This window comes from Pseudomonas citri (genome assembly GCF_025336485.1).
GTDB lineage: Bacteria > Pseudomonadota > Gammaproteobacteria > Pseudomonadales > Pseudomonadaceae > Aquipseudomonas > Aquipseudomonas citri.
In genome coordinates, this window is the sequence record NZ_JAODAB010000020.1 from 82,891 (window position 1) to 99,208 (window position 16,318).

Here is a 16,318-nt window from a genome sequence, read left to right on the forward strand (position 1 = left end):
CCATGAGCAGTCATCACCAAGACAAGGCGACGTTCCTCGAGCGCCTGATTTTCAACAACCGCCCGGCAGTGATCGTCATTTGCCTGTTGGTCAGCCTGTTCCTGTTCTGGCAGGCCACGCTGATCCGACCGTCCACCAGTTTCGAAAAGATGATTCCCCTCAAGCATCCTTTCATCGAGAAGATGCTCGAACATCGCAACGACCTGACGAACCTGGGCAACACGGTGCGCATTTCCGTGGAGGCCACCAACGGCGACATCTTCTCCCGGGACTACATGGAGACCCTGCGCCAGATCCACGATGAAGTTTTCTATATTTCCGGGGTCGACCGCTCCGGGCTCAAGTCGCTGTGGAGCCCGAGCGTGCGCTGGACCGAAGTCACCGAAGAGGGGTTCGCTGGCGGTGAGGTGATCCCGCAGAGCTACAACGGCTCGGCGGACAGCCTGGAGCTGTTGCGCAACAACGTGCTCAAGTCCGGCCAGGTCGGGCGCCTGGTGGCCAACGACTTCAAGTCGAGCATCATCGACATCCCGCTGCTGGAGTCCTACCCGGACCCGCAGGACCAGGGCAAATTGCTCGCCCTGGACTACCAGAAGTTCTCCCACGAACTTGAAGACAAGATCCGCAACAAGTTCGAAGCCCAGAACCCCAACGTGCAGATCCACATCGTCGGCTTCGCCAAGAAGGTCGGTGACCTGATCGACGGGCTGATCATGGTGGTGCTGTTCTTCGGCGTGGCCTTTGTCATCACGCTGGTGCTGTTGTATTGGTTTACCCACTGCATGCGCAGCACCATCGCGGTGCTGAGCACCACGCTGGTGGCGGTGGTCTGGCAACTGGGGCTGATGCATGCCGCCGGTTTCGGCCTGGACCCGTATTCCATGCTGGTGCCGTTCCTGATCTTTGCCATCGGTATTTCCCACGGCGTGCAGAAGATCAACGGCATCGCCTTGCAATCCAGCGAGGCGGACAACGCCCTGACCGCGGCCCGCCGGACTTTCCGCCAATTGTTCCTGCCGGGGATGATCGCGATCCTGGCGGATGCGGTTGGCTTCATCACCTTGCTGATCATCGACATCGGCGTGATCCGTGAACTGGCCATCGGCGCGTCCATCGGCGTGGCGGTGATCGTGTTCACCAACCTGATCCTGCTGCCGGTGGCGATTTCCTACGTCGGCATCAGCAAGCGGGCCATCGAGCGCAGTAAGAAAGATGCGACCCGCGAGCACCCGTTCTGGCGCGTACTGTCGAACTTCGCCAGCGCCAAGGTCGCGCCGGTGTCCATCGCCCTGGCGCTGATCGCCTTTGGCGGTGGCCTGTGGTACAGCCAGAACCTGAAGATCGGCGACCTGGACCAGGGCGCGCCGGAACTGCGTCCGGACTCGCGCTACAACCAGGACAACAATTTCATCATCAGCAACTACTCCACCAGTTCCGACGTGCTGGTGGTGATGGTCAAGACCAAGGCCGAAGGCTGCTCGCGCTATGAAGCCATGGCGCCCATCGATGAGCTGATGTGGAAGATGCAGAACACCGAGGGCGTGCAGTCGGCGATTTCCCTGGTGACCGTGTCCAAGCAGATGATCAAGGGCATGAACGAGGGCAACCTGAAGTGGGAGACCCTGTCGCGCAACCCTGACGTGCTGAACAACTCCATCGCCCGGGCGGACGGCTTGTACAACAACAGCTGCTCGCTGGCGCCGGTGCTGGTGTTCCTCAACGACCACAAGGCCGAGACCCTGGACCGGGCGGTGAAGGCGGTGCAGGCATTCGCCCAGGAAAACAATCGGGACGGCCTGGAATTCATCCTGGCCGCCGGTAACGCCGGTATCGAGGCGGCCACTAATGAGGTGATCAAGGCCTCGGAGCTGACGATCCTGATTCTTGTGTACATCTGCGTAGCGACCATGTGCATGATCACCTTCCGCTCCTGGGCGGCGACGCTGTGCATCGTGCTGCCGCTGGTGCTGACCTCGGTGTTGGGCAACGCCCTGATGGCCTTCATGGGCATCGGTGTGAAGGTCGCGACGCTGCCGGTGGTGGCCCTGGGCGTGGGGATCGGCGTGGACTACGGCATCTATATCTACAGCCGCCTGGAAAGTTTCCTGCGGGCCGGGCTGCCGTTGCAGGAAGCGTACTACCAGACGCTGAAGTCCACCGGCAAGGCCGTGCTGTTCACCGGCCTGTGCCTGGCCATCGGTGTGTGCACCTGGATCTTCTCGGCCATCAAGTTCCAGGCGGACATGGGCCTGATGCTGACGTTCATGCTGCTGTGGAACATGTTCGGCGCACTCTGGCTGCTGCCGGCGCTGGCGCGGTTCCTGATCAGGCCGGAGAAGCTGGCGGGGCAGAAGGGCAATTCGTTGTTTGCTCATTGATGGAGTGGAGCATTACAGAACCTTGTGGCGAGGGAGCAAGCGCCCTCGCCACGGGATGCTGTGATGCAATCAGGGCGCCAGCGGCAAGAACCTGCTCTGTGCCAGGGACTTGCCGATCTGCCCGCGATACACATCCACAACCGCGTAGGGACTTTTGGCCTTGGCCAGCATGGAATAGTAGTGTTCCCGACGTTGCTCCCTGGTTTTCAGGTGCGCGACGCTGAAATCGGCTTTCGGCGTGTCGGCCGTTTCGTAGTGAAAATGCGCATACCAGAGCGGCCAGCCGTCGCGGTCGTTGACGGCATATTCCTGTAGGAAATCCTTGCGTTCGCCTTTCAAGGCCTTGCGTTCGCCGAGTCGCGCGACCTGTATCAGGTTCTTTTCGAACAGATAGCGGAGGTTGCTGTCGGTGGGCGGCAATTTGAAACTCAATTCGGTGCGCAGGGCACTGCCTTGGGTACTCAGGCGGATGACAGCCTCTGACAGTTGGGCCATCAAGGCCTGTTCGGCTGTCGTGGCCGGTTTTTGTGAGGCCTGCAGAGCCCTGTCGAGTTCCTCATTGAGCTTACGAAAGCGGTTCGCCTCGTTGTTCAGGATTTCCTCGATTTCCTGCGGGAAACGACACCGGGTCTTGTAGTGCTCGGTGTTGAGCAGGCTGTTTTCCAACTGTCCGAGCAGTGTTCGCGCATCACCCTTGATTGCCTTGACCGACCGGGTTCGGGGTTGCGGTGCCGGTCGCTGTACTTCCACCACGTCCCAGACGTCGCCATGTTGTGAGTACGTGGCGAGCAACTTGTCGTCGACTTCGGAGCGCAGCTCGACGACGTCGATCGGCAGCGAAGTGCCGGCCGGCTTCAGGTCGCCGATCAGCACGCCGCTCTTGCGGGTCTTGATCACCTTTTTCTGCGGACGTCCAGCGGGTGCCTTGCTGCGTTTGGGCGGGCGCTTGCGCGGTTGCGGTTCGGGCTTGATCTCGGCCGCCAGCTTTGCAGATGCGTCTTCGTACAGGCTCTCGACCAGTCGGAACAGCCTGCCGAAATAGGACGTGTCCATGTTATCGGCATTGAGGGCTTTCATGCCCTGCATGGCGTCGAGGGCTGCGCCATAGTGCTCGGTCAGGCTTTCCAGTACCTCAAGCTGTTCCGATGGCGGCAACTCGTACGTGCTCAGGTCGGATTGCGAGCGTGCCTGCTCCATCAATAACTTGGTGATGTTGTGCAAGTTGGCGGGAAGGTCCGAGTCGGGGTCCTTGAATATCAGCGCCGCCAGCGTCGGTAATTGCAAGGCCTTGGTGGCCAGTGCTGTTCGCTCCCCCAATGGGCGGTCCCGGGTCAGGCGCTCGAATGCTTGCGCGCCGGCGGCATCCAGGTTCAGTAGCGCGTCCAGGTAGCGGTCCTTGAGTTCCAGCCAATGGATCGCGCGATCGTTGATGTCGCTCAAGGCGTCAAGGTATTTGAAGTAAGCGGGAATGTTGCTGGCGACCGTCGCTTCCAGGGCCGAGGCACTTTGGGTGAATTGGCTATAGGTGGCATCCAGGGCGGTTAATTCGAATTCGTTGATCAAGAAAGCCTTGCGGGCGTTGTTGACCACATTTTCCATCAAGAGACGAATGATGTTGGGAGGTAGCTGCATATCGAGGCCGGCATATTCGGTCACGGCGTCCAGCAGTTTCAAATAGTCATCCGTCTGCGCCTGGAGCAGCGAGTAGAACTGCGCCCGTTTTTGCGCGCGTTGCTCCTGGGTAAAGTTGCCTTCCTGGGCCTTGGTCATCACTTGTTGGGCAATGTCCAGCGCCCGTTGTTGATCGGCTTCCTGTGCGTAGTAGTCCTTCAGGTGCTGGCTCAATTCGGCCGCACGCTGGGTCTTGAGGCGACGCATCTCGGCCAGGCGCTTGGGGGGCATGCCCCCGCGCAGGCGAAGGCGCAGGTCGATGGACCAGTTGCCTCGGGCATCCGGTTGCAGCACCGGACCGTTCTGGGTCGGATCCCTTGGGGCGAGGGGGTTGACGATGATCGCGGTGCCGTCCGACTCCGGGGTCACCTGGTACGTTTTTCCATCCACCAAGGCATGCCATGTGTTCCGGATGACGTACAGGCCCGCATAAGGGCCATATTCTATCGGTTCGGGCAGGGATGCCGGAGGGCTTACCTCGAAGCGCTGCAGACGAGCGAGCTGCTCCGGCGTCAGGCGACGGCGCGCGCTGGCGAAACTGAGGTCAAGGTTCGCGCCGCTGTTCTCGAAGTGTTTCCCTGGCAAGGCCACGGGCCCTTCATGGATGCTCGGCGGCGCGGGCGCGGGCCACTGTTCCGGGACGATGCGCGGCACCGGAGGACGCATCGCCTGTTCCTTGAGCGCTTCGGACAAGGGGGGGCGAGGGGGCGCGCTGATAGAGGGGAACTGGACCAGCAGCATGCCGAGGTTGAGCAGCAGATCGACGGCGGCGAGCTCCCGAGTCACGGGGTCCTCGCTGCTCAGGGCCGGGATGTCCTGGTTGGCGCTGGCCATCAGGTTCCACAGCCAGGCCGTGGCCATGGCGGGACCGCGCAGCATAGGCAACAGCAACGTGTTGAACAGCAGGCTGCCGCCATGGAGCAGGACGGCCCAACGGCTTTCGCTGTTGGAAACCGAGCCCCGGTCCGCCTGGGTGACCAGGGCCCTCGCGTTGCTGCCGTAGAGATACTGCATCAGCTCGCCGTTGTGCAGGAACTGCCGCAGTTCGTCGTTGACGCTGTCGACCGCCAGGGTGGCCGGCGTCGGTTTCGCGGGCAGGCTGAACTCATCGCCCTGGTAGAAACGCACGATATGTGGCTCCTGGAAGCCGCCATTGGCGTAGATCGGACGGGCGGCGTCGGACATCCAGGTCAGGACACTTTGCTGCAAGTCCCCCGGCGCGACGATGGCCTGCAACAATGCCTCGCGCGTCGGATACTCCTGCAATGACGGCGTGTAGAGCGGGCGATACAGCACATGCGGGCCCGCCGCGACGTCCTCCGGCTCGATGATGAATATGTTCGTCACGGTATCGGGGTGGGCTTGGGGCGTGCGCAGCAACGCCAGGTGACGCATGACCACGGAGCGGCCCGCGACCCGTTGTTCGTCGGCGTTGGGCTTGAGGAGGGCTTCGATCAGGGCCAGGCCCTGGCGGGTCATGCCATTTTCGTGATTGAGCAGTTGCTTGAGGGCCTCGAGCGGTAGCTGCGCGGGAAGCGCTTCGGCGAACATGCGCTGGCGTTCATGGGCTTGAGATGCATCGTCCAGCAGTTTTTGTTGCAGATAGCGTGGGTAGGTGGTGCCGATGTCCACCTGTTCGATCAGCCCGCCTTGGCGGGTGATGACGTCCGCCGTCAGCCACAGCGGAAGCGCCAAGCCCAGGCGATGGCTGAGCACCGGACCGGCGCCAGGTCGGGCGACGAGGTTGTGGATGGCCAGTTCGGTCAGGCTCATCGTTCTTTTCTCGATGAGCCCGATGGTGCCGGGGTAGCCCGCCGCCACGCTGAAGGTCAGCTCCACATCGTCAGGCTGGAATTGGTTGGTTTGGGCCTTGGCGGGGCTGCTGTCGTTGGCTTGGCGCAGGTGCTTGAGCAAGGCGTCGGCGGTGAAGGCTTTGATGTCCTGGATGTCGCTGAGGAAGGTGCGGCCCTGATTGCGTTTCTTGGCGCTGGCCAACGCCAGGGTGTATTGCTGGAGCTTCGTCCTGTCGAGCATGGAGGCTTGTTGCAGCCACTCGGGAATCAACGGGGCGATCCGTGTCGACTCGGCCGGCATCGGGCGCGGCGCGTCGAGCAGGTAGCGGGCGGGGTCGCTCAACTCGTCATAGAGTGCCCTGAGGCCTGGCAGGCCAATGGACGAGGGCAACTGCACGGCATCGAGGTCGCCCAACTGCTGCTCCAGGATCATGGCCGCCTGGGTCTCGAAGGCATTGCCATCGATCTCGTAACGCTGGCAAGTCACGGTGTCGACGACGTACCGGCGGGCGATCCGGGCGCCCCAGTCCCGCGTGAAAGCCTCCAGGGATTCGAAGGCCTGGACAGCGCCGGCAGGACTGCACAGCAGCACCACCGCCGTGTTTTTCTTGTGGTGGATCAGCAGAATCTCGCTGCCGGTCAGTACCCTGCTGGCGCCGTCCCGGGTGAGCCGGGTCTGCAGGCTGTAGGCATAGACGCCCGATTGACCATGGCGTCCAAAACGTTGCTCGCGGTCGGGCCACCGGACCATCTGATCGAGGGCGTCCTGGGCCTGTCTGGGGAGGTCTTGCTGCAGGCTGCGGATATGCAACAGGTTCCTGAGCACATCGCTGAGCCACTGCCAGCGGTTGGTGCCGAGCTGCTTGTCGGTTTGTGGGCCGGTGTCGATGCTGGCGTTCCAATAACGGGTCAGCGCATCCTCCAGCCCGATCGGCACGCTCCAGGGCAGTTCCAGCAACAGTTTTTCGATGACCTTCATGTCCAGCTTTCCGTTGTCTGGCGACAGCAGGCGCGGTGGCGCGTCGGACAGAAAGCTGCGCCGCCCGTTGCGATCCTTGAATTGCACGGGGATACCGAGGGCCAGGTAATCCAGGACCCGCGACATGAACGGTTCAAGCCGGTAGCCGCTGGATGCCTCATCGGGCGTCGCCAGCCGGGTCTTGGAGAGGTCGAAGGTGAGCGAGGGGTACTTTTCCGTGATCGCTTGTTCGAGCATGCGTGATACGAACTGCTCGAAGGTCGGGCGATCGGCAAATTGCAGGCTGACGCTTTGTGCCAGCGCAGAGGGGCTGTCAGCCGGAGAGGGCGAGGTCATGGGAAATCCTTTTCATGGGGCGCTGAATGACGCCTGGAAAAGTATCGACCTCTGGGGTGCGCGCGGGTGGTACATAGATACCACCGCGGCGGATGGCGTTTGTGTCAGGTGGGATCGGAACCCAGTACCACATTCAATGCGCTGCGGGCATCGTCCAGTTGCACCAGCGTGGCATGGCGGGCGCCGAGGGCGTCGCGGTTCTCGATGGCGGTGAGGATCGCCTTGTGCCGCGGCATCGCCAGTTCATGCAGGTTGGGGCGTTGATTGGAGTGCTTGAGCGCTTCAGCGATGGCCACCGACAACATGTTGCACAGGTTGGCGAGCAGGTCGTTGTGAGTGGCGTCGGCGATGCGGCTGTGGAAGTCCAGGTCCGGTTGCAGCACGGCCTCGGGGGTCGGTGCCGCTTCCATGCGCTGGTAGGCTTCGCGGATGGCGGCGATGTCGCTGTCGGTGGCGAATTGCGCGGCGAGGGCGGCTGCCGCTGGCTCAATGATGCTGCGCACGCTGGTCAGCAACCCGAAGAACTCATTTTGCGGGCTGCTCTGCATCAGCCAGTGCAGCACGTCCGGGTCGAGCATGTGCCACTCGCGACGTGGCTTGACCACCGTGCCCACGCGCGGGCGCGAATACACCAGGCCCTTGGCGACCAGCACCCGCGTGGCTTCGCGCAGCACCGGGCGGCTGACCGCGTACTCTTCGCACAGCAAGGCTTCGGCTGGGAGCTTATCGTCGGGCTGGAACCGACCTGAGACAATCTGCATGCCCAGCTCCTGGACGATGCGGGCGTGCATGCTTTTGCGGTCGGAAGGTCTACGGTAATCCATGGGACGCGGCGCGATCCTGTGCGGGGGGAATGATGCGCATGATAGCAGGCGCGGCGAGGGTGGGCGTTAGAGTCATGCAGACCTTCTGTGGGAGTTGAGCTTGCTCGCGATGACGGCGGAACATTCAACATCGAGGCAAGCTGATCCACCGCCATCGCGAGCAAGCTCAGCTCCCACAGGGATCTGAGCTGAACACCGGATTTGCGAACACCTCTGGGATCAGTGGGAATGTCGTGGTACTTCGGCGCCGCGGCAGCCCACCAGAAAGTCGAAGTCACAGCCCTGGTCCGCTTGCAGCACATGATCGATGTACAACTGGCGGTAGCCGCCCACGAGCAGTTTTTGCGGCGGTGCGAGGTCGGCCAGGCGGGCGGCGAGTTCGGCGTCGGGAATGTCCAGGTGCAGGCGACCGCTGGCGCAGTCCAGCTCGATCCAGTCGCCTTCCTTCACCGCTGCCAGGGGGCCGCCAGCGGCGGCTTCCGGTGCTACATGCAAGACCACGGTGCCGTACGCGGTGCCACTCATGCGTGCATCGGAAATCCGCACCATGTCGGTCACGCCCTGGGCCAGCAGCTTGGCCGGCAAACCCATGTTGCCGACTTCGGCCATGCCCGGATAACCCTTCGGTCCGCAGTTTTTCATCACCAGGATCGAGTCGGCGTCGACGTCCAGTTCCGGGTCGTTGATCCGCGCCTTGTACTCGTCGAAGTTTTCGAACACCACCGCGCGACCACGGTGCTGCATCAGTTCAGGCGTTGCGGCGGACGGCTTGAGCACCGCGCCCAGCGGCGCCAGGTTGCCGCGCAGCACACAGATGCCGCCGTCGGCGCGGATCGGGTTGTCGAGGGTGCGGATGACTTCGTCCTGGCCGTAGATCGGTGCCTCCCGGGTGTTCTCGCCAAGGCTCTTGCCGTTGACGGTCAAGGCATTCGGATGGGGAATCAGGTTGGCTTCGCCGAGACGACGCAACACCGCAGGCAGGCCGCCGGCATAGTAGAACTCTTCCATCAGGAAACGCCCGGAGGGTTGCAGGTCGACGATGGTCGGCATGCCACGACCGATGCGGGTCCAGTCGTCCAGCTCCAGTTGCACACCGATGCGTCCGGCAATGGCCTTGAGGTGGATTACCGCGTTGGTCGAGCCACCAATGGCGGCGTTGACGCGAATGGCGTTTTCGAAGGCTTCCTTGGTGAGGATCTTCGACAGCCTGAGATCTTCACGGACCATTTCCACGGCGCGCATGCCGGACATGTGGGCCAGCACATAACGCCGCGCATCCACCGCCGGGATCGCGGCATTGTGGGGCAGGGAAGTGCCGAGGGCTTCGGCCATGCAGGCCATGGTCGAGGCCGTGCCCATGGTGTTGCAGGTGCCGGCGGAGCGGGACATGCCGCCCTCGGCTGCGAGGAAATCGTCGAGGGTGATGGTGCCGGCCTTGACCTGTTCGCTCAGTTGCCAGACCACGGTGCCCGAGCCGATGTCCTGGCCCTTGTGCTTGCCATTGAGCATGGGCCCGCCGGTGACGACGATGGCCGGCACGTCGCAACTGGCCGCGCCCATCAGCAGGGCGGGGGTGGTCTTGTCGCAACCGGTGAGCAACACCACGCCGTCGATCGGGTTGCCGCGAATCGCTTCCTCCACGTCCATGCTCGCCAGGTTGCGGGTCAGCATGGCCGTGGGGCGCAGGTTCGATTCACCGTTGGAAAACACCGGGAATTCCACCGGGAATCCCCCGGCCTCGATCACACCGCGCTTGACGTGCTCGGCGATCTGCCGGAAATGCGCGTTGCACGGCGTCAGCTCCGACCAGGTGTTGCAGATGCCGATGATCGGCTTGCCATGGAACTGATGGTCGGCGATGCCCTGATTTTTCATCCAGCTGCGGTACATGAAGCCGTTCTTGTCGGCGGTGCCAAACCATTGGGCCGAGCGCAGGGAGGGTTTCTTATCAGACATGATCGATTCTCTTATTGTATGACTATATTGTTCTAGCTTGAGGGTAACATAAGCGCAAATTGTGTGCTTTGGAAGTGTTGTTGCATAAATAGTATTACTATATAGTCCGGTGCAACGGAGGGATTGTCCTGGTGGTCATTCGCCAGAGAAATCCCCCTCAGGTTCCATAATAAAAACAATCGGAGACCGGTCCCATGAGCCAGGAATTGCGGCTGATTCGTCGCATCACGCTGAAACTGATTCCCTTCCTGATCCTGCTGTACCTGATCGCCTACGTGGACCGCTCCGCCGTGGGCTTCGCCAAGCTGCACATGGGCGCCGACATCGGCATTGGCGACGCGGCCTATGGTTTGGGGGCCGGGTTGTTCTTCATTGGCTATTTCCTGCTGGAAATCCCGAGCAACCTGATGCTCGAACGTTTCGGTGCGCGCCGTTGGTTCGCCCGGATCATGATCACCTGGGGCGCCATCACCATCGGCATGGCGTTCGTGCAGGGGCCCTACAGCTTCTATGTGATGCGCTTCTTGCTCGGTGCCGCCGAAGCCGGCTTCTTTCCTGGCGTGCTGTACTACATCACCCAATGGTTCCCGGTGCGCCATCGCGGCAAGATCCTCGGCCTGTTCATCCTTTCCCAACCCATCGCGATGATGATCACCGGCCCTGTGTCCGGTGGCTTGCTGGGCATGGATGGCGTGCTTGGCCTGCATGGCTGGCAGTGGTTGTTCATCGTCATCGGCCTGCCGGCCGTGCTGTTGACCTGGCCGGTGCTGCGCTACCTGCCCGATGGCCCGCAACAGGTGCGATGGATGGACCAGGCCGAGAAGGACTGGCTAGCCGGTGAGCTGAAGAAAGATTTGCAGGAATACGGCCAGACCCGTCATGGCAACCCGCTGCATGCCTTGAAGGACAAGCGTGTCCTGTTGCTGGCGCTGTTCTACCTGCCGGTGACCTTGAGCATCTACGGCCTGGGCCTGTGGTTGCCGACGCTGATCAAACAGTTCGGCGGCAGCGACCTGGTGACTGGCTTCGTGTCTTCGGTGCCCTACATCTTCGGCATCATCGGTCTGTTGATCATCCCCCGCAGTTCCGACCGCTTGAACGATCGCTACGGTCACCTGGCCGTGTTGTACGTGCTGGGTGCCCTGGGCCTGTTCTTCAGTGCCTGGTTGTCGGTGCCGGTGTTGCAATTGGCGGCGCTGTGCCTGGTGGCGTTCGCGCTGTTTTCCTGCACTGCCGTGTTCTGGACCTTGCCGGGGCGGTTCTTTGCCGGTGCCAGCGCGGCGGCGGGCATTGCGCTGATCAACTCGGTGGGCAACCTGGGTGGCTACATCGGCCCGTTCGTGATCGGCGCGCTGAAGGAATACACCGGCAACCTGGCCTCGGGGCTGTATTTCCTGTCCTGTGTGATGGTGTTCGGCCTGGTGTTGACCGGCGTGGTCTATCGCTTGCTGGAGCGCAAGCATGTGCTGCCGGCGGATCAGTTCGCGGCCAGTGCCCGGGGTGCGACGCGGACCTGAGGTCATTCCACAAAAGCCTGCTACGCCTATTCAAGTTTTGTTTACAGGGAGAAATCCATGCGTCTAGTTCAGTTCGAATTGCAAAACGGCGAGCGCCGCGTTGGCGTGGTCGACGGCGACCAGGTGCGTGAAGTACAGGGCGCCGGAACCGTGCGGGACCTGGCGCTGGCGGCCATCGAAGCCGGCGTGAAGCTGGAGCGGCAGGTCAACGACCTGGGCCTGGGGGCGAGCCATGACTACGCGCAATTGCTCGGCGAGCTGCGTATCCTGCCGCCGCTGGATCACCCGGACCCGGCGCACCTGTTGGTCAGTGGCACCGGCTTGACGCACCTGGGCAGCGCCTCGGCGCGGGACAAGATGCACCAGCAGGCCGGCGACGAAGCGACCATGACCGACACCATGCGCATCTTCAAATGGGGCGTGGAGGGCGGCAAGCCCCAGGCCGGGCAGGCCGGCGTGCAACCGGAGTGGTTCTACAAGGGCGACGGCAGCATCGTGGTGCCTCCGGGTCATCCGTTCCCGCTGCCACCGTTCGCCGAGGATGCCGGCGAAGAGCCGGAAATCAGCGGCCTGTATGTCATCGGCCACGACGGCAAGCCGTATCGCCTGGGCTTTGCGGTGGGCAACGAATTCTCCGATCACGTGATGGAGCGCAAGAATTACCTGTACCTGGCCCATTCGAAACTGCGCAGTTGCAGTTTTGGCCCGGAACTTCGCCTGGGTGAACTGCCTCCACATCTGTCCGGGACCAGTCGTATTCTGCGCAACGGTGAAGTGCTGTGGCAGAACGAATTCCTCAGCGGCGAGGCGAACATGTGCCACAGCCTCGAAAACCTGGAATTCCACCATTTCAAGTACAGTCAGTTCCTGCGTCCGGGGGATGTACACGTGCACTTCTTTGGCACCGCCACGCTGTCGTTCGCCGACGGCATCCGCACCCAGCCGGGAGACGTGTTCGAAATCAGCCAGGCTGAATTCGGCGCACCGCTGGTCAACGGCATAGCCCCGGTGGACGCGGTGTTCAAACCGGGTACTATCGGCACACTTTAAAGGAGACTTGCGATGAACCAGATCCTTGGCCACAACTACATCGCTGGCACGCGCAGCGCAGCGGGCCAGACTCGCCTGCAAAGCGTCGACGCCAGCACCGGCGAAGCCTTGCCCCATGCGTTCATTCAGGCCACGGCGGAAGAAGTCGACGCCGCCGCCCGGGCAGCCGCGGCGGCTTACCCGGCCTACCGTAGCCTGAGCGCCGTGCGCCGGGCCGAGTTCCTCGAGGCCATCGCCGACGAGTTGGACGCACTGGGTGATGAGTTCGTGGCCGTGGTCTGCCGTGAAACGGCGTTGCCGGCCGCGCGGATCCAGGGCGAGCGCGGTCGCACCAGTGGCCAGATGCGCCTGTTCGCCAAGGTCTTGCGGCGCGGTGATTTCTACGGCGCGCGCATCGATCGGGCGTTGCCCGAGCGCACGCCGCTGCCGCGTCCGGACCTGCGCCAGTACCGCATCGGTGTCGGCCCAGTGGCCGTCTTCGGCGCCAGCAACTTCCCCCTGGCGTTTTCCACGGCCGGCGGCGACACCGCTTCGGCGCTGGCCGCCGGTTGCCCGGTGGTGTTCAAGGCCCACAGTGGCCACATGGCGACGGCCGAGCACGTGGCCGACGCGATCATCCGCGCCGCGGAGAAAACCGCGATGCCAGCCGGTGTGTTCAACATGATCTATGGCGGTGGCGTCGGCGAATGGCTGGTCAAGCATCCGGCGATCCAGGCCGTCGGCTTCACCGGTTCCCTGAGGGGCGGACGTGCCTTGTGCGACATGGCCGCCGCACGGCCCCAGCCGATCCCGGTATTCGCCGAGATGTCGAGCATCAACCCGGTGATCGTGTTGCCGCACGCGCTGGAAAAACGCGCTGACAGCGTCGCTCGCGACTTGACTGCCTCGGTGGTGCAGGGGTGCGGCCAGTTCTGCACCAATCCGGGTTTGGTGATCGGTATTCGTTCGCCGCAGTTCACCGCCTTCACCCAGCGGGTCGCCGCGCTGATCGGCGACCAGGCCCCGCAGACCATGCTCAACGCCGGCACACTGCAAAGCTACGGCAAGGGCCTGAGCAAGTTGCTGGCTCATCCGGGCATCGAGCACCTGGCCGGGCGCGAGCAGCAGGGCAACCAGGCCCAGCCGCAGTTGTTCAAGGCCGATGCCAGCCTGTTGATCGACGGCGACGAGGCGCTGCAAGAAGAAGTTTTCGGCCCGACCACCGTGTTTGTCGAAGTGGCGGACCAGGCGCAACTGAGCGCCGCGCTGAACGGCCTGCACGGCCAGTTGACCGCGACGATGATCGGCGAGCCGGAGGATTTCGAGCGCTTCGGCGAGTTGACGCCGCTGCTGGAACAGAAGGTCGGCCGCATCCTGCTCAACGGTTACCCGACCGGTGTCGAGGTGTGTGATTCGATGGTCCACGGCGGGCCGTACCCGGCGACGTCCGATGCCCGCGGCACGTCGGTGGGCACATTGGCGATCGATCGCTTCCTGCGCCCGGTGTGCTTCCAGAACTACCCCGACAACCTGCTGCCGGAGCCGTTGAAGAACGCCAACCCGCTGGGAGTCCTGCGGCTGGTGGACGGGGTACCGGGGCGTGAGGGGGTATGACCGCCATGACCACCGACACCTTGCTGCACGCCCTGGAAACCTGCGACATGCTGATCATCGACGGTCTGCACGCCTTCGATTTTTCCCTCGATGAGCAGGATCAGTTGCACATCGAATGCATGAATGGCCGCACCCTCGAGCGTTGGCGTTTTACCCCGGCGCAAATGCAGGCCGCGACGTTCGATCCGGCCCTGAATCACTGGGTCATTGCCAGTGATTCGGGACTTCACCACTTGGAGTGCGTGGAGGCGGTCAGCGGCCATGACGATGAGGATGACGAACAATGAAAATGCGCAGTGTCTGGCCGCTGTTGATGGCCGCCAGCGTGGCCGCCATGGGTGTCCAGGCGGGCACTGAAGACCGTCATCAATTGTTGGTGGGCTCCTACACGGCGGGCCAGAGCCAAGGCATCTACCGATTGCAATTCGACAGCCACACCGGCCAGCTCGATACCAACCCTTTGCAAGTGATCAAGACCGATAACCCGTCATGGCTGACCCTATCCAAGGACATGAGCCGGTTGTTCGTGGTCAACGAAAACGGCCCCGGGCAGAAAGATCCGGTGGGCAAGGTCAGCAGTTACGCCATCGACCCGAAGACTCACGCGCTGAGCCTGATCAACCAGGTGCAATCCCTGGGCAACGAGCCAACCCACTCCAGCCTCAGCGGCGACGGCCGGCATCTGCTGGTCAGCAACTATTCGGTGGTGGAAGACCCCGGCGGCACCCTCGCGGTGTTGCCGGTGAGCGCCGATGGCAAGCTGTCGCCCCCGGTGCAGTTGAGCAGCCATCAGCCGAGCCGGGTCAACCCCGAACGGCAGGTGTCGGCCCATGTGCACGCCGCCGTGTCGTCGCCCGATGGCCAGTTCGTGTTCGCCAACGACCTGGGGGCGGACAAGGTGTTCGTCTATCGCTACGACCCCAAGGCCAATCCCGAGCGACCGCTGGTTGCCGCCGAGCCTGCCTTCGTGCAACTGCCGCCCGGCAGTGGCCCGCGTCACCTGCTGTTCAGCGCTGACGGCAAGCACGCCTGGCTGACGCTGGAAATGGCCGCCCAGGTGGCGGTGTTCGATTATCGGGGCGGGCGCCTGACCCAGCGCCAACTGGTCGATCTGGCGGCCGGCAAGCCGCAGCCGGGCAGGGCGGCAGCGGCGTTGCATGCCTCCAGCGACGGCAAGCTCCTGTATGTCAGCAACCGTGGCACCACCAACGAAGTACTGGTGTTTGCCATCGACCCGGCGGCGGGCACGCTGAAGGAGCTCCAGCGCCGTTCCGTCGACGGTGACCACCCACGGGAATTCAGCCTCGACCCGAGCGGGAAATTCCTGCTGATCGCCAACCAGAAGAGCAACCAGATCGTGGTGGTTGCCCGAGATCCCAAGACCGGCCTGCTGGGTAAAACCGTGCAGAAAGTGTCGATGGACGCACCCAGCGATCTGAAGTTCATGCTCCGTCAATAGACCCGCAGCCCTCGTTTTCCGAGGGCTGCGCCGTTGTATCAACGGGACTGATATTCGCTAGCAGTGCAAAGCATTTCAAGGCAGGACGCCTCGGCGCGTAAGTTTGCTTCACGGCCCAACCGGGCAAATCAGCCAACTGAATCCGAGGTCTACCGCCATGAACCTGAATCTCTTCTCCGTGATCGCCGCGTCCGCTATCTCTGCCACCGTGGCGCTGCCTGCCAGTGCCAGCATCGAGATCAGCGACAAGAAAAACCGCACCCAGAGCTACACCGAAAAATACCTGCAACAAAGCGCCAACTTCTATGCGGCGCTGGATCACAAGATCCCACACTGAAAACCTTCAAGACGCCTGAAGCCTGCGATCTTTTCATCTCCACAGTCCCCTGGTGAGAGAGAAAAGATCGCAGGCTTCGCCGGTACTTGTGAAAATCGCGCTGTAATATCACATCGCCATGTGTTTAAATTTGACGCTGGTTAATTGACTCCCGCTCCAATAAGGACCGAGACCATGGCGATGCGTCTGGCGATGATGCTGCTTTTCCTCTATTCCACCCCGATTGTTTCTGCTGCCCAGCCGGTTCCCGGCGAGCCTGACATGGCGCGTGAGCGCTTGTTGAGCTTGCTTAGCGACTGATCGATCAGCTCGGCATCAAGGACCGATGCGAGACTTTGTGGGAGCAAGGCTTGCCCGCGACGAAGGCGACTCGATTCCTGGGGGACCGCATTGCTCCCATCGCGGGCAAGCCTTGCTCCCACAGG

The 16,318-nt window shown here is 62.6% G+C and carries 11 protein-coding genes; 8 read left to right on the forward strand and 3 right to left on the reverse strand.

All coding sequences use genetic code 11. From position 1 onward, the window contains the following. The first annotated feature begins 2 nt into the window (after window positions 1–2). Window positions 3–2,378, forward strand: a complete 2,376-nt coding sequence (locus N4Q37_RS20240) for an efflux RND transporter permease subunit (RefSeq protein ID WP_260961346.1) — start codon at window positions 3–5, stop codon at window positions 2,376–2,378. A gap of 69 nt (window positions 2,379–2,447) precedes the next feature. Here N4Q37_RS20240 and N4Q37_RS20245 read toward each other — a convergent pair whose 3' ends face one another. From N4Q37_RS20245 to N4Q37_RS20255, 3 genes are all read right to left on the reverse strand, one after another. Next, window positions 2,448–7,157, reverse strand: a complete 4,710-nt coding sequence (locus tag N4Q37_RS20245) for a hypothetical protein (RefSeq protein WP_260961347.1) — start codon at window positions 7,155–7,157, stop codon at window positions 2,448–2,450. A 104-nt stretch (window positions 7,158–7,261) separates the two neighbouring features. Further along, a complete protein-coding gene (locus N4Q37_RS20250) occupies window positions 7,262–7,981 on the reverse strand; it encodes a FadR/GntR family transcriptional regulator (protein WP_260961348.1) in 720 nt (239 codons plus the stop codon). A 219-nt stretch (window positions 7,982–8,200) separates the two neighbouring features. Further along, on the reverse strand, window positions 8,201–9,937 hold the full coding sequence (locus N4Q37_RS20255) for an IlvD/Edd family dehydratase (protein ID WP_260961349.1): 1,737 nt from the start codon (window positions 9,935–9,937) through the stop codon (window positions 8,201–8,203). A gap of 194 nt (window positions 9,938–10,131) precedes the next feature. On the opposite strand from N4Q37_RS20255, the gene N4Q37_RS20260 reads away from it, so the two are divergent. The 7 genes from N4Q37_RS20260 to N4Q37_RS20290 all read left to right on the forward strand — a co-directional run bounded on the left by N4Q37_RS20260 (window position 10,132) and on the right by N4Q37_RS20290 (window position 16,193). Then, complete coding sequence (locus N4Q37_RS20260) at window positions 10,132–11,454, forward strand: MFS transporter (protein ID WP_260961350.1); 1,323 nt, start codon at window positions 10,132–10,134, stop codon at window positions 11,452–11,454. A gap of 57 nt (window positions 11,455–11,511) precedes the next feature. Further along, window positions 11,512–12,504: an AraD1 family protein gene (gene araD1, locus N4Q37_RS20265; protein ID WP_260961351.1), complete on the forward strand. Its 993-nt coding sequence runs from the start codon at window positions 11,512–11,514 to the stop codon at window positions 12,502–12,504. A 12-nt stretch (window positions 12,505–12,516) separates the two neighbouring features. Then, window positions 12,517–14,097, forward strand: coding sequence for an aldehyde dehydrogenase (NADP(+)) (locus tag N4Q37_RS20270; RefSeq protein ID WP_260961352.1), 1,581 nt, complete (start codon window positions 12,517–12,519; stop codon window positions 14,095–14,097). Continuing rightward, entirely contained in the window at window positions 14,094–14,384 is a 291-nt protein-coding gene (locus N4Q37_RS20275; protein ID WP_260961353.1) for a DUF5629 family protein, read from the forward strand. The genes N4Q37_RS20270 and N4Q37_RS20275 overlap by 4 nt, the downstream gene beginning before the upstream one ends. Further along, on the forward strand, window positions 14,381–15,556 hold the full coding sequence (locus N4Q37_RS20280; RefSeq protein WP_260961354.1) for a lactonase family protein: 1,176 nt from the start codon (window positions 14,381–14,383) through the stop codon (window positions 15,554–15,556). Before N4Q37_RS20275 ends, N4Q37_RS20280 begins: the two co-directional genes overlap by 4 nt. A 157-nt stretch (window positions 15,557–15,713) precedes the next feature. Beyond that, a complete protein-coding gene (locus N4Q37_RS20285) occupies window positions 15,714–15,893 on the forward strand; it encodes a hypothetical protein (RefSeq protein WP_260961355.1) in 180 nt (59 codons plus the stop codon). Window positions 15,894–16,067: 174 nt separating this feature from the next. Next, complete coding sequence (locus N4Q37_RS20290; protein WP_260961356.1) at window positions 16,068–16,193, forward strand: hypothetical protein; 126 nt, start codon at window positions 16,068–16,070, stop codon at window positions 16,191–16,193. Window positions 16,194–16,318 lie beyond the last annotated feature (125 nt).

Bases quoted from the DNA above. Each gene is read 5' to 3' on its own strand.
- N4Q37_RS20240 (WP_260961346.1), top strand. From the start codon at position 3: ATGAGCAGTCATCACCAAGACAAGGCGACGTTCCTCGAGCGCCTGATT.
- N4Q37_RS20245 (WP_260961347.1), bottom strand. From the start codon at position 7,157: ATGACCTCGCCCTCTCCGGCTGACAGCCCCTCTGCGCTGGCACAAAGC.
- N4Q37_RS20250 (WP_260961348.1), bottom strand. From the start codon at position 7,981: ATGGATTACCGTAGACCTTCCGACCGCAAAAGCATGCACGCCCGCATC.
- N4Q37_RS20255 (WP_260961349.1), bottom strand. From the start codon at position 9,937: ATGTCTGATAAGAAACCCTCCCTGCGCTCGGCCCAATGGTTTGGCACC.
- N4Q37_RS20260 (WP_260961350.1), top strand. From the start codon at position 10,132: ATGAGCCAGGAATTGCGGCTGATTCGTCGCATCACGCTGAAACTGATT.
- araD1 (WP_260961351.1), top strand. From the start codon at position 11,512: ATGCGTCTAGTTCAGTTCGAATTGCAAAACGGCGAGCGCCGCGTTGGC.
- N4Q37_RS20270 (WP_260961352.1), top strand. From the start codon at position 12,517: ATGAACCAGATCCTTGGCCACAACTACATCGCTGGCACGCGCAGCGCA.
- N4Q37_RS20275 (WP_260961353.1), top strand. From the start codon at position 14,094: ATGACCGCCATGACCACCGACACCTTGCTGCACGCCCTGGAAACCTGC.
- N4Q37_RS20280 (WP_260961354.1), top strand. From the start codon at position 14,381: ATGAAAATGCGCAGTGTCTGGCCGCTGTTGATGGCCGCCAGCGTGGCC.
- N4Q37_RS20285 (WP_260961355.1), top strand. From the start codon at position 15,714: ATGAACCTGAATCTCTTCTCCGTGATCGCCGCGTCCGCTATCTCTGCC.
- N4Q37_RS20290 (WP_260961356.1), top strand. From the start codon at position 16,068: ATGGCGATGCGTCTGGCGATGATGCTGCTTTTCCTCTATTCCACCCCG.